General features: G+C 69.6%; 14 protein-coding genes. 11 read left to right on the top strand and 3 right to left on the bottom strand.

The window, feature by feature from the left end:
- Positions 1–4: 4 nt before the first annotated feature.
- Together OIE49_RS09245 and OIE49_RS09240 are read right to left on the bottom strand one after the other, a co-directional pair.
- On the bottom strand, positions 5–226 hold the full coding sequence (locus tag OIE49_RS09245; RefSeq protein WP_326801889.1) for a DUF397 domain-containing protein: 222 nt from the start codon (positions 224–226) through the stop codon (positions 5–7).
- Positions 223–1,089, bottom strand: coding sequence for a helix-turn-helix domain-containing protein (locus OIE49_RS09240; RefSeq protein WP_326801888.1), 867 nt, complete (start codon positions 1,087–1,089; stop codon positions 223–225). The genes OIE49_RS09245 and OIE49_RS09240 overlap by 4 nt, the downstream gene beginning before the upstream one ends.
- 190 nt (positions 1,090–1,279) lie before the next feature.
- Between OIE49_RS09240 and OIE49_RS09235 the strand changes: the two genes are divergently transcribed.
- The 9 genes from OIE49_RS09235 to OIE49_RS09195 all read left to right on the top strand — a co-directional run bounded on the left by OIE49_RS09235 (position 1,280) and on the right by OIE49_RS09195 (position 9,765).
- The gene (locus OIE49_RS09235; RefSeq protein ID WP_326801887.1) at positions 1,280–1,801 is read left to right on the top strand and encodes an ATP-binding protein; all 522 of its coding nucleotides are present in this window, start codon (positions 1,280–1,282) and stop codon (positions 1,799–1,801) included.
- Positions 1,802–1,944: 143 nt separating this feature from the next.
- Positions 1,945–2,199 (top strand): hypothetical protein, encoded by a 255-nt coding sequence (locus OIE49_RS09230; RefSeq protein WP_326801886.1) that lies wholly within the window; start codon positions 1,945–1,947, stop codon positions 2,197–2,199.
- 106 nt (positions 2,200–2,305) lie between these two features.
- A complete protein-coding gene (locus OIE49_RS09225; RefSeq protein WP_326801885.1) occupies positions 2,306–3,193 on the top strand; it encodes a helix-turn-helix transcriptional regulator in 888 nt (295 codons plus the stop codon).
- A gap of 169 nt (positions 3,194–3,362) precedes the next feature.
- Positions 3,363–5,636, top strand: a complete 2,274-nt coding sequence (locus tag OIE49_RS09220; RefSeq protein WP_326801884.1) for an AAA family ATPase — start codon at positions 3,363–3,365, stop codon at positions 5,634–5,636.
- Complete coding sequence (locus tag OIE49_RS09215; protein ID WP_326801883.1) at positions 5,633–6,910, top strand: McrC family protein; 1,278 nt, start codon at positions 5,633–5,635, stop codon at positions 6,908–6,910. Before OIE49_RS09220 ends, OIE49_RS09215 begins: the two co-directional genes overlap by 4 nt.
- 483 nt (positions 6,911–7,393) lie before the next feature.
- On the top strand, positions 7,394–7,546 hold the full coding sequence (locus OIE49_RS09210; protein WP_326801882.1) for a hypothetical protein: 153 nt from the start codon (positions 7,394–7,396) through the stop codon (positions 7,544–7,546).
- A 166-nt stretch (positions 7,547–7,712) separates the two neighbouring features.
- Positions 7,713–8,432 (top strand): 3-oxoacyl-[acyl-carrier-protein] reductase, encoded by a 720-nt coding sequence (fabG, locus tag OIE49_RS09205; protein WP_326801881.1) that lies wholly within the window; start codon positions 7,713–7,715, stop codon positions 8,430–8,432.
- A 5-nt stretch (positions 8,433–8,437) separates the two neighbouring features.
- The gene (fabI, locus tag OIE49_RS09200; RefSeq protein WP_100572633.1) at positions 8,438–9,205 is read left to right on the top strand and encodes an enoyl-ACP reductase FabI; all 768 of its coding nucleotides are present in this window, start codon (positions 8,438–8,440) and stop codon (positions 9,203–9,205) included.
- Between the two features lie 209 nt (positions 9,206–9,414).
- A complete protein-coding gene (locus OIE49_RS09195) occupies positions 9,415–9,765 on the top strand; it encodes a hypothetical protein (protein WP_326801880.1) in 351 nt (116 codons plus the stop codon).
- Here OIE49_RS09195 and OIE49_RS09190 read toward each other — a convergent pair.
- Positions 9,743–10,435, bottom strand: a complete 693-nt coding sequence (locus OIE49_RS09190) for a FadR/GntR family transcriptional regulator (RefSeq protein ID WP_326801879.1) — start codon at positions 10,433–10,435, stop codon at positions 9,743–9,745. The genes OIE49_RS09195 and OIE49_RS09190 overlap by 23 nt on opposite strands.
- Positions 10,436–10,517: 82 nt before the next feature.
- Between OIE49_RS09190 and OIE49_RS09185 the strand changes: the two genes are divergently transcribed.
- Entirely contained in the window at positions 10,518–11,873 is a 1,356-nt protein-coding gene (locus OIE49_RS09185) for a CynX/NimT family MFS transporter (RefSeq protein WP_326801878.1), read from the top strand.
- A gap of 50 nt (positions 11,874–11,923) precedes the next feature.
- Entirely contained in the window at positions 11,924–12,043 is a 120-nt protein-coding gene (locus tag OIE49_RS09180) for an SGM_5486 family transporter-associated protein (protein WP_267895383.1), read from the top strand.
- The last annotated feature ends 104 nt before the right edge of the window (positions 12,044–12,147 follow it).

Genomic DNA, 12,147 nt, shown 5'->3' with positions numbered 1-12,147 from the left:
CGGATCAGAGCTCCCCGGAGATCACGCCCGCGCGGAACGCGGTCCACTCGGACGCGGTGTACCGCAGGGGCTCGGCCTCGGGCCGCTTAGAGTCACGTACGGCTTTGCCGCCGCCGGGGAGGTCGGTCACCTCGACGCAGTCGTGCTCCGCTCCGCTGGCAGAGGATTTCCGCCATATCGCGGTCGAGAGGTCGTAGGCATACAGCTCCGCCTTCGCGTCGTTCACGTCCTGTGGCCTTCTTCCATGTGGGTGATCCGTGCGAGCGAGTCCTCCACCGAGAGGGCCGTGGCGCGGATGCGTTCGAAGGCTTTGGTGAAGGGTGCCGCGTCGTCACCCTCAACGTATGCCGCGCCGCTAAGGTTTTCCAAGAGCACGACAACAGGCATGGGCTGCGGGAAGCTGGCGAGGCTGAAACCACCCAACATCCCGGGGTGAGCCGTGCAGTCCAGTGGCATCAGTTGAACCGTGACGTTCGGCATGTCGGCCGTGTCCATTAGGCGCCGCAGCTGTTCACGCATGGTGGTCGGGCGGACGGCGAACCGCTGAAGGAGAGCGGCTTCGTGAACGATCGCCCAGAGTTCGAGGGGCGAACCAGGGCGTGTGAGTACTGACTGGCGGGCGAGCCTGACTTCTGCGAGTGCGGCGATTTCCTCCGGGGTACGGAAGGTCGTCACGCCGGCGATGGTCTCGCGCGCGTACGCGGCGGTCTGGAGGAGTCCTGGGATGACCAGCGGAGACCATGCGCAGATCGTCTCCGCGTCGGACTCCAGGGAGATGTAGTCCGCATAGGAAGGCGAGACGATCCCGCTGTACGTCTGCCACCAGCCCTTCTTCCCCGCGTCCCTGGCCAGGTTCTCCAGCGCGGTGCATACCTCCGGATCGCTGATCCCGTACGCCTTCAGCAGGGCTGTCACGTCGCCGGGCCGGATGGCCTGGTTGGCGCTCTCGATCTTCGACAGTTTCGGCCCTTTCCATCCCATGGCGGCTGCGGCCTCGTCGAGCGTCATTCCGGCGCTGTTGCGCAGGCGTCGCAGCGTTGCGCCGAGCCGCCTTCGGCGGACGGTCGGAACCAGCGGAGAGTTGGGCATGTCGGCAGTCTTGCACGACCAACTTAAAGGCTCGGCACGGTTCCTGAGGTTAATTCACCGGATTGGGTAGAAAACTTGCTACCTCTGGGAGTTGTGGTCACTATCAGAGGGGTGCTGCGTCGCGAACAGGTAAGTCCGCGGCGCTACTTGGTCGAACATGCAACCGTGTACATCCCAGGCCGGAGGCCCCATGCAAGACCCCACCCCCCTTACCGCCCTCACCCGCCACCGCAACCCCGACGAGGACCCCGACCCCCGACTCCTCCACCCCCTCCCGCCACCCGCCCCCGGCCTCTATCTCCGTCACCGCAACCAGGGCTTCGCTGCGCACATCAGCGCCTCCGCCCCGGCCTTCCGCCTTCTGCGCGGGCTGACCGCCAAGGTGCTGGCGGACTACGGCGCCGACGCGGAGGCGGCCGAGACCGCACAGCTGGTCGTGTCGGAGCTGGTCGGTAATTCGGTGCGGGCCTGCGGGGATCACGTACCGCTGGTGGTGGAGGTGTATGTGGCCGCGTTCGGGATCGCGGTCAACGTCCACGACCCGGACCCGTGCGTGCTGCCGAGACTGCGAGGGATCGCTCTGCATGACCCGGAGGCCGAGTCGGGGCGTGGGCTGGGGCTGCTGGACCTGCTCGCGCCGGGATGGCATGTGTGCCGGTCGCCGATCGGGAAGCAGATCCGGTGCAGGGTTCCGATGGGCTGCTCCGCGTGAAGGGCCAACAGGCCGACGATCAGTCCGTATTGCCCTGTCGACGTGCGGTTTCGTTGATTGTCGTACCCCGGGGGTAGTGTCGTGCGCCACGAGCGGTTGATGGTCAACCGCCGGGGCCAATGCGGCTGTTGGGGAGGGCGTGCATGGTCGGGCGTGAGCTGTCTGCCGCGGATCATCCGAAGAAGGAGGTCCGCGCGGTCCTCGACCGGCTGGTGGCCCAGGGCTGGAAGCTGTGCAAGGAAGGACACTGGGGGCGGTTGTACTGTCCCTGCGAGGGGCGGTGTCTGACGATTCCCGTGCCCGGCACCCCGCAGAACGCCGGCCGTGCCGCCCGGAAGATCGCGGCGCGGGCCGGGCTCTGCCCGTTGCCGAACGGGGATCCCCGCCGTGCCCCATAGGGTCCTGTTGTCGTTTGACAACGGGCGGCTGCTGGGTAACGCTGCCAAGAGGGGTGGCGGACTCTGGCAGTGTTCCGTTCGGCGCGATCAAGGGGGAGTGAGGGCCATGGAGTACGAGTTCCTGTTTGTCGTGGAGGGAATCGACGTCGACGACGACAGAGCGGTGGGAATCGTCTTCGACGAGTTCGACGGGCTGCTGACCCGGCACCGTGACCGCCATCTGCTGGACGTGGCAGAGACCGGGGCGAACGCCATAGAGGCTGCTCATCGCCTCGTCGCCCGTCTGCGCCGGGCGCTGCCGGGCATGCGGATTCTCAGGCTGGACCCGGAGCTGGTGGGTGTCAGCGACATTGCCGAGCGGACCGGGCGCAGCAGGCAGAACGTATTGCAATGGGTCGGCGGCGAGCGCCACGCCGACCGACCGTTCCCCGCCCCCGAGGGGGCGGTCGGCCGTTCCCTGGTGTGGCGCTGGGCAGAGGTCAACCAGTGGCTCGACCTGATCGGGGCAGGCGACGAATCGGTCGCACCGCTCCGTGAGGAGGCACTGCTGATCGACCTGATGCTGCCGCAGTGGCAGCGGGACCTGGAAGAAGGGTTGCCGCTCATCAGGATGCTGTGCGCCCAAGATGAGTGGCAGGACGAGCGGGCGCGTGTGATGCAGATGCTTCAGCATGCGTTGCGTCAGCCTCTGGTCATGCGGACTGTGGCAGCCCTGCCGCGCAGCGAACGGGACCGGCTGTCCGTCGTGTGCGCGGTCGTCCAGGACCGGCTGAGCGCGGTACTCGAACAGATCGCACCCGACGACGCCTCCGCGCTGCTCGCCGTCCGCGGCGACGACGCTGACCTGCGTCTGCTGGGCGTGGCCTCACGGGCCCTGCCCGGCACCGTACCCGTATCGCAACTGGGCCTGGGCAGCAAAGCCACCGTGGGCGATCTGCTTCTGGAGCTGTCGAGCCGGTCCGTCGAGCCGACGACACCCCTCGCACTAGCCTGAGCCTCCCGTCGGGATCGACTCGAACCGTGTCTGGCCTGCGATGACTCTCCAGGGACGGGCTCTGTCAGCGGTCGCCGATATCTTGTACGGCGCAGGCTGCTGATCTCGTCGGACTGGTACGAGGATGCCAAGGGCGATCAGGACAGGCGACAAGGACAAGGGGGAGTCCATGACCACCGCATTCGACCTGACCGCGCGTGTGGTGCAAGTGGCCGCGCGCATCCTGGCGCGGCAGCCGGAGGGACACGGACTCGCGTTCCGGCAGGTCTGGGAGCTGGTCCAGGAGGAGGACCCGCATCTGGAGGCCGACTGGCATACGGCCTTCCCCGAGGTGGAGACCGCGGTCGAGAAGCGGCTCCGCTACGAGAGCATCAACCTCGGCAAGGCCGGCTGGCTGCGCAAGACAGGACGGCAGTGGCGCCTCACGGGGCCCGGCCGCAAGGCGCTCGAAGAGCTCGGCGCAGGGGACTTTCTCTCCCATGCCCGGGCGTCCTACGGCTACTGGGACAGCGAGCGCGCTGCCTTCGAAGCAGTCACGGAGACGCTCGCGGCGCTTCCCGACACCGGCAAGTGGATCCGGATCGCTGCTCTGGCGGGGCACCACGGTCTGGACGCGGATTTCCTGCTCCCCTGGCTGCAAGGGCCCCGCCCCGAGGGCTGGCACCTGGTCCTCGGAGAGGACGGCGAGGTTCCGGAGGAGCTGGGCCTGTCTCCCGTGGAACTCGACGAGTGGCGCAACCTGCTCGTGCGTGACGGCGTGTACGACGAACCGGCATCCAGCGCGAGCGCGGTACGCGCACTGCTGGACCGGGCTCTCGAACCTTCGGAGCTCGAAGATCTGGTTCCTGCGCGGGGCGAGGCCGTCGTTGAGGCCGAGTCGCCCCGCCGTGCCTGGCTGGTCCGCGGTGACGACAGCCGGGGCAGGAGTTTGATCAACGGGCTCTGGCAGGAGAAGGGCATCTGCTCCGTGCCGGCCGACCGGCTGCCGACCCTCGACGAGGGCGCCGCACCCGAAAAGGTGCGGGAAGTCGTCGACGAGGCCTACTCGAGCATGGGCCAGAATCTGCGCGCACAGACCGCCGCCGAGTTCCACACGTTCCTGTCCCGCATGCGGGAGGGCGACATCGTGGTCACCACCGACGGCAGCGACACCTACCTGGGCACGATCACCGGACCCGCCCGGCAGGTCTCCGGAGGCGGTGGCGCCACCCTCCAGCGCGCCGTCAGCTGGAGCAACCTGGACGCCCCCTTCGACCTGCACCGGCATCTGCCGAGGGAGATGGAGGGCCCGCTCGGCAACCCCGATCTGCGCCTGGTCGAACTGACCGAGTTCACCGGGGATCTGGAAGTCCTGCTGGACGAAGAACCGGATCAGGTGCCCACCGAGGGCGCCGAAGCGGCGGTGCTGCCCGACGCCACCCAGGAACTCGCCGACGAGTTGACCATGGAGGACCCGTCCTGGCTCCAGGAGTGCGTGGAACTGCTCCGGGACCGGCCTCAACTGATCTTCCACGGGCCGCCCGGCACCGGCAAGACGTACACGGCGCTCGCCCTGGCCCGCCACCTCACCGGAGGGCGCGAGGCCAACTTCCGTCTGGTCCAGTTCCACCCGGCCTACTCCTACGAGGACTTCTTCGAAGGCTTCCGGCCACGGGCGGTACGCGCCGAGCGTGCCGAAGGCGCGGGCAAAGGGGAAAGCCAGGGCCGGGCCGACACCGGCTCCGGTATCGCCTTCGATCTCGTCGAAGGCCCCCTGAAGCGCCTCGCCAACGCGGCTCGCCGACGTCCGGCCGAGGTGTTCGTCCTGGTCATCGACGAGATCAACCGGGGCAATCTCGCGAAGGTCTTCGGCGAGCTCTACTTCCTCCTCGAATACCGCAAGGAGTTCGTCCATCTCCTCTACGGCTCGGACGAGGGCCGCCGCTTCAGGCTTCCGCCCAACCTCGTGATCCTCGGCACCATGAACACCTCAGATCGCTCCATCGCCCTGATGGACGCGGCCATGCGGCGTCGCTTCTCCTTCATGGAACTCCACCCGGGAACCGACCCGACCGCCTCCATGCTGTCCCGCTGGCTGGAGCTGAAGAACCTGTCCCAGGAGACCGCGCTTCTGCTCGACGCCCTGAACGAACGCATCGGCGAAAACCCTTCCGGCGACCGGGACTTCCGCATCGGACCCTCGTACTTCATGCGGCCCGCCGTACACACCGGCCCGGCCGCGCTCGAACGGCTCTGGCGGACCCAGATCCTGCCCCTGCTTACCGACTACCACTGGGGTGATGACGTCGACATCACCGCTCAGTACGGGCTGGCCTCGCTGCGGGAAGAACTTCCGCCGATCCCGGAACCGGAACCGGCTCCGATCCCGCGTCCGGCATCGCGCGACGCCGTAGTCGCTCCCCCTGCCGGGGACAGTGACGAGCCGACCCCGGCCGGCGCATGACCACCCCATCCACCCTCGCCCGGATCGACCTCACCGAGGGCGAGGGCTGGAGCACGTGGACACTCACCACGGGACAGGCACACGTCTTGTCGGACGAACGTGCCTCGAAACTCATCGACATCAGACCCGCAGGACGGCAGAAGCCGGGCACCCCGCACCGCTACCAGCTGCGCGCCAAGGCCATGGTCGGAGGAGTGAGACTTGGCGGGAACGACACCGCCGTACAGCTGCGCATCGCCCCCAAGATCCACGTGGACCGGCTCCTCTACCTCCTGGCCTACGCCCCGGGGCACGCCAAATGGTCGGAGGAGCCAGTGGAGGCAGGGGTTCGCCACGAGCTGCTGCCCGCCGTCGGCTACGCGTTCACCGAGGCCACCGACCGTGCGCTCCGCCCCGGCGTGCTGCTCGGCTACCGAGAGGTCGACGACACCCTCCCGATGCTGCGCGGCCGACTGCGCGCCCCGGCCCAGCTACGCCGCCGCCCCGGCCTCGCCCTGCCCCTTGAAGTCACCTACGACGATCACACACCCGACATCAGCGAGAACCGCCTCCTGCTCGGCGCCACCCGCCGGCTGATCCGGCTCCCCGGCCTCGATCCGGCTCTCAGGGCCAGACTGCGCAGAATCGTTGTCCAGTTGGACGGAGTCACCGCCCCACGGCCGGGAGCGCCCCTGCCCGTCTGGACGGCAACCCGGCTCAACACCCGCTATCAACGAGCCCTCGGCCTCGCCGAGCTGATCCTGCACGGCGCGTCGTACGAACTTGACGACGGCCGTCGTGTTCTCGTGGACGGCCTGCTGCTGGAGATGTGGCGGGTGTTCGAGACGTTCCTCGCCACGGCACTGGGTGAGGAACTGAAGCGGCGCGCCGGCGGACGTGCCGAGCCCCGTGATCGGGACCACCACCTCGACCTGGGCAAGAAGGAGCTCCTGAAGCCCGATCTCATCCACTACCTGCCGCCCGTTGACGGGGGCCGCCGACTTGCCCCGGCGATCATCGTCGATGCCAAGTACAAGGACGGTACGAAACGGGCTGACCTCTACCAGATGTTTGCCTACTGTGTACGCCTCGGGGTCAGCGAAGGGCACCTCGTATCCGCTGCGGGTAACGAGAACCTCATGGAGGTGCCCGTGGCAGACGGGATGGTCAGGCTGTACCGCCATGTGGTCGACCTCTCCCTGCCGTACAGGGAGCTGCGTGCCCGAATAGCGGAGCTGGCCGACACATTGCTTCGCATCAGGAAGGAGCCCGCGGACCGGCTCCGTGACTTCTGATGGGCTCACCATCGGACATTTCCCGGAAAAGGACTGCGAGTCGCACGTCGGAGGCTTTGCCGGAGCCCAGAGCCACCGCACCTGGCTACCTCTACGACCGGCTCGACACCTGCACCTGTGCCGCCCACGACCGCTGCGGCAGCCCTCCACTGCGACCTCGACGTCATGACGTTGGACATCGAGCCCAGGCTGCTCCACTACTACTCGCCGATGCCAGGAAGCTGAGCTTCGGCGGGCGCGAACCCAACCGCACTACGGTCGATACATGGCCGGCAAGAGCCGAGACACAGGCAAAATGAAGGCACATAAGGGCAAGCGGATCCCGGCGGGTCGCGCCGAGGCACTGCACGCCGAGATCGCGGCGCTGACGGACGCGCGTCCGCCGACCTTACGGACCGGAGCGCGCCCGTGGCCCTGCACAGGACCTGTGTCCCTTTCTTGCGCCGTCTTCGCCCGTGTCGAGAAAGGGGAGGCGATCCGCCCATGGATCGGTACGCGCACTTGGTGGCGCAAGGGAGGATCAAGCTGAAGTCGGCCACTGCTGCCGACCGGCACAGCATGCCGCACCACGAGGTACCGGAGGATGCCCACCCCCTGGCGGTGCTGTTGGCGGAGCGCGAGGAAGACGACCGTTGATCTGCTCCGACTGTAGGAACCCGACAGGAGCCGGGGAGCGCCACTGTCGGTGCCCGATTGCCCGCCGGCGTGGCCGGACCGATAGGTTTTCGGTGACGCCGCCTGTCATCGAGGTGTTCGGGCGGGTTGTCGGAATGCTTCAGACCGCTATCGAAAGGGTGATCCGTTGAGCCGCTCGGTTCTCGTCACCGGAGGCAACCGGGGCATCGGCCTCGCCATCGCCCGCGCGTTCGCCGAGGCCGGCGACAAGGTCGCCATCACCTACCGTTCGGGGGAGCCGCCGGCCGCCCTCGAGGAGCTGGGCTGCCTCGCCGTCAGGTGCGACATCACCGACCCCGAGCAGGTGGAGCAGGCCTACAAGGAGATCGAGGCCGAACACGGCCCCGTCGAGGTCCTCGTCGCCAACGCCGGCGTCACCAAGGACCAGCTCCTGATGCGCATGTCCGAGGAGGACTTCACCTCGGTCCTCGACACCAACCTCACCGGCACCTTCCGTGTCGTGAAGCGGGCCAACCGCGGCATGCTGCGCGCCAAGAAGGGCCGTGTCGTCCTGATCTCCTCGGTGGTCGGTCTGCTGGGCTCGGCGGGGCAGGCCAACTACGCCGCCTCCAAGGCCGGCCTGGTCGGCTTCGCGCGGTCCCTCGCCCGTGAGCTGGGCTCGCGCAACATCACCTTCAACGTCGTCGCCCCCGGTTTCGTCGACACCGACATGACCCGGGCGCTCTCCGAGGAGCAGCGCGAGAACATCATGGGCCAGGTGCCGCTCGGCCGGTACGCGCAGCCTGAGGAGATCGCCGCGGCGGTGCGGTTCCTCGCCTCCGACGACGCCTCGTACATCACTGGAGCCGTCATCCCCGTTGACGGCGGACTGGGAATGGGTCACTGATCACCATGAGCGGAATTCTCGAGGGCAAGCGCGTCCTGATCACCGGTGTGCTGACGGAGGCCTCCATCGCCTTCCACGCGGCCAAGCTGGCCCAGGAGCAGGGCGCCGAGGTCATCCTCACCGCCTTCCCGCGGCCCACGCTGACCGAGCGCATCGCCAAGAAGCTGCCGAAGCCCGCCAAGGTCATCGAGCTCGACGTCACCAACGACGAGCACCTGGGCCGTCTGGCCGACGTCGTCGGCGAGGAGCTCGGCGGCCTCGACGGCGTCGTCCACTCCATCGGCTTCGCGCCGCAGGACGCGCTCGGCGGCAACTTCCTCAACACGCCGTTCGAGTCGGTCGCCACCGCCATGCACGTCTCGGCGTTCTCCCTGAAGTCGCTGACCATGGCCTGCCTGCCGCTGATGCAGAACGGCGGCTCGGTCGTCGGCCTCACCTTCGACGCCCAGTACGCCTGGCCGCAGTACGACTGGATGGGCCCCGCCAAGGCCGCCCTGGAGGCGACCAGCCGCTACATGGCGCGCGACCTCGGCAAGCAGAACATCCGCTGCAACCTCGTCTCCGCCGGCCCGCTGGGCTCCATGGCCGCCAAGTCCATCCCGGGCTTCAGCGAGCTGGCCTCGGTGTGGGACACCCGCGCCCCGCTGGAGTGGGACCTGAAGGACCCCGAGCCGGCCGGCCGCGGCATCGTGGCGCTGCTGAGCGACTGGTTCCCGAAGACCACCGGCGAGATCGTCCACGTCGACGGCGGTCTGCACGCCATCGGCGCGTGACGCTGCCGCTGAGCCTCAGCGACGTGTGAGGGCCCGTACCCCGAGGGGGTGCGGGCCCTCCGCCGTTGCCCGGGGTCGTCCTCTGCGGCCGGTTGGACGGTTCACCCGGTCGGGGCACTCGGCCGGGCAGGCGGCGTGTCGGGTGTGCACGCTGAAAGTCCGCCCTCGCCTCGCGTTCTCCTTCGCAGGACGGCCGAGGAGGTTCCGCTGTGCGTCTGCTCCGCGGCGCGGCCCCGCTGATCGTGGCCGTCGCCCTCGCGCTGTCGCTGCCGTACGGGTCGACGCCTGACACACGCGCGCGTGCCGGTCCGCCCGCGGCGCCGGAGCCGTTCGGCGCCGGCTGCCGCACCACCGTCTCCGGCTCCGAGGTGACCGCGTACTGCCACAACCCGTATCCCGGGACCGACAGCGTCAGCCTGCACGTCGAGTGCGACCACTGGTGGGACATCGGCAGCGACGGCTCCCCGGTGGCCGCGGAACCCGCGCAGACCGTGCGGATGACCGGTCGCTGCTGGAAAGAGGTGCGCTCGGCCTGGGTCACTCACCAGCGGGCGGGGTGAACCGGCCCGGACGGCACAGCAGCGGGTAGCTCGCGGCCTCGGCGGCGGCCGCCTCGGCGTCGCCCGCGCGGATCGCGTCGAGCAGCCGGGTGTGGTCCATGTACGTGTCCGGCGTCAGCGCCGCGCCGACGTCCGCGCGCAGCCAGTTCCGCAGCACCTCGCCCAGATCCGCGTACGTCGCCGTCATCACGTCGTTGTGGGAGGCAGCCACCACCGCCAGATGGAAGGTGGCGTCCGCGGACACGAACGCCTCCGTGTCCCCGGACTCCCATGCCTCCTCGCGGCGCAGGAACTGCGCGTGGAGCTGCTTGAGGTCCTTCTCGGTGCGCCGCTGGGCGGCCAGCCCGGCCGCGGCCGACTCCAGCGCGGAGCGCAGCTCGGCGATGTGCCGCGGATCGGCCTCGGCGAACCTGCGGTGCATCACGCCCGCCAGCTCGCTGGTCGCCGCGACGTACGTGCCCGAACCCTGGCGGATGTCCAGCAGGCCGTTGTGGGCCAGCGCCCGGACCGCCTCGCGGACCGTGTTGCGGGCCACACCGAGCTGTTCCACCAGCTCCGGCTCCGTCGGGATGCGGGAGCCGACCGGCCACTCGCCCGTGGTGATCTGGCTGCGCAGTGCGGCGATGACCTGTTCGGACAGCGCCGACCGGCGCGGATGGCTCAGTGGCATGGCTCACCTTCGCACGCGGGACCCGGGGGCGGAGTCCCCGGCCATCGACAACCAATCATCCCATGATTCTATGATGGTTCTCATGCCACGCGAGGAAACGACCCGGACGACGACACCGACGACCGAACGCACCCCGGCCCCGACCGCCGGTTCCCGGCCCGTCCCGGAACCGGAACCGCACGGAGCGCGGGCCTCCGGCGCCACCACGCGCGCGTGGACCACGCGCCTGCTCGTCGTCGGCCTCGTGCTGACCGCGCTGAACCTGCGCCCCGCCATCACCAGCCTCGGCGCGCTCCTGGAGGAGGTACGCCAGGGGCTCGGCATGAGCGGCAGCGTGGCCGGGCTGCTCACTTCCGTGCCCCCGCTCTGCTTCGCCGTCTTCGGCGTCATGGCCCCCCGGCTGGCCCGCCGCTTCGGGCCGGCCGCCGTGGTGTGCTCGGGCATGGTCGCCATCGCCGCCGGACTGGCGATACGGCCCTACGCGGGCAGCACGGCCGCGTTCCTCGCCGCCAGCGCGCTGGCCCTCATGGGCATCGCCGTCAGCAACGTCCTGATGCCGGTCATCGTCAAGCGCTGGTTCCCCGACCGGGTCGGCACCATGACCGGGCTGTACTCGATGGCGCTCGCCCTCGGCACCTCGGCCGCCGCCGCGGTGACCGTGCCGCTGACCGGGGCGCTCGGCGGCAACTGGCGGTCCGGCCTGTCGGTGTGGGCCCTGCTCGCCGCGGCGGCGGTACTGCCGTGGCTGCCGCTGGTACGGGACAGGGGCGCCTGGTCCGCCACGCGGACGCAGGCCCGCGCCGAGTCCGCGCCCGGGGAACCGCCGCGCGCGCGGGAGGAGCAGGCTCCGACGCTGCGCATCGCCCGGAGCCGCACCGCCTGGGCGCTGGCCGTCTTCTTCGGACTCCAGGCCACCGCCGCCTACATCACCATGGGCTGGATGGCGCAGATCTTCCGGGACGCGGGCGTGCCCGCCGGCAAGGCCGGGCTGCTCCTCGCCGTCACCATGGCGATGGGCGTGCCGCTGGCCTTCGTCATCCCGCGCCTGGCCACCCGGCTGCCCCACCAGGGCCCGATCGTGCTGGTGCTCGGCGTCTGCGGCCTGGCCGGCTACGCCGGTCTCTACCTCGCGCCCGCCACCGGCTCCTGGGCCTGGGCCCTGCTCCTCGGCGTCGCCAACTGCGCCTTCCCGCTCGCACTCACGATGGTCGGCATGCGGGCCAGGACCGGCCCGGGCGTCGCCCAGCTGTCCGCGTTCGCCCAGAGCACCGGCTACCTGATCTCCATCCCGGGTCCGCTGCTGGTGGGCGTGCTGTACCAGAGCAGCGGCGGCTGGGGGCTGCCCATCGCGCTCATGGCCGGCCTGATGGTGCCGCAGATGGTGGTCGGCTACCTGGCGGGCCGCGGCCGCACGGTGGAGGACGAGGCGGCGCGCTGAGGCGGCCCCCGGGGACCGCGTTCCGGACGAAGGGTGCGAGACTGGGGCGCATGCAGCCTGTGCTCGACCCGAACCCCAAGGACGGCCAGCGGAAGATGCTGCTCGTCCTCGGCGCTTTCTTCGCCATCTTCGTGATCATCGCCATCGTCGCGACCCTCGCGGCGCCGTGACCCTCTGCCGCCGCGGCCCCGCGCCGCGGCGGCCGCGGCTTTCCCCGTGCCGCAGGTGAGTCCTGTGACGTCCGCCCGCCGGTGAGGCCCGTCCTCAGGGTCGA

It is taken from the genome of Streptomyces sp. NBC_01788, from assembly GCF_035917575.1.
In the GTDB taxonomy this organism is placed as follows: Bacteria; Actinomycetota; Actinomycetes; order Streptomycetales; family Streptomycetaceae; genus Streptomyces.
Note: the sequence above shows the minus strand (reverse complement) of the source record. Positions and strands in the feature narration are given on the sequence as shown.

Bases quoted from the DNA above. Each gene is read 5' to 3' on its own strand.
- fabI (WP_100572633.1), top strand. From the start codon at position 8,438: ATGAGCGGAATTCTCGAGGGCAAGCGCGTCCTGATCACCGGTGTGCTG.
- OIE49_RS09185 (WP_326801878.1), top strand. From the start codon at position 10,518: ATGCCACGCGAGGAAACGACCCGGACGACGACACCGACGACCGAACGC.
- OIE49_RS09235 (WP_326801887.1), top strand. From the start codon at position 1,280: ATGCAAGACCCCACCCCCCTTACCGCCCTCACCCGCCACCGCAACCCC.
- OIE49_RS09215 (WP_326801883.1), top strand. From the start codon at position 5,633: ATGACCACCCCATCCACCCTCGCCCGGATCGACCTCACCGAGGGCGAG.
- OIE49_RS09210 (WP_326801882.1), top strand. From the start codon at position 7,394: ATGGATCGGTACGCGCACTTGGTGGCGCAAGGGAGGATCAAGCTGAAG.
- OIE49_RS09230 (WP_326801886.1), top strand. From the start codon at position 1,945: ATGGTCGGGCGTGAGCTGTCTGCCGCGGATCATCCGAAGAAGGAGGTC.
- OIE49_RS09225 (WP_326801885.1), top strand. From the start codon at position 2,306: ATGGAGTACGAGTTCCTGTTTGTCGTGGAGGGAATCGACGTCGACGAC.
- OIE49_RS09220 (WP_326801884.1), top strand. From the start codon at position 3,363: ATGACCACCGCATTCGACCTGACCGCGCGTGTGGTGCAAGTGGCCGCG.
- OIE49_RS09240 (WP_326801888.1), bottom strand. From the start codon at position 1,089: ATGCCCAACTCTCCGCTGGTTCCGACCGTCCGCCGAAGGCGGCTCGGC.
- OIE49_RS09190 (WP_326801879.1), bottom strand. From the start codon at position 10,435: ATGCCACTGAGCCATCCGCGCCGGTCGGCGCTGTCCGAACAGGTCATC.
- OIE49_RS09180 (WP_267895383.1), top strand. From the start codon at position 11,924: ATGCAGCCTGTGCTCGACCCGAACCCCAAGGACGGCCAGCGGAAGATG.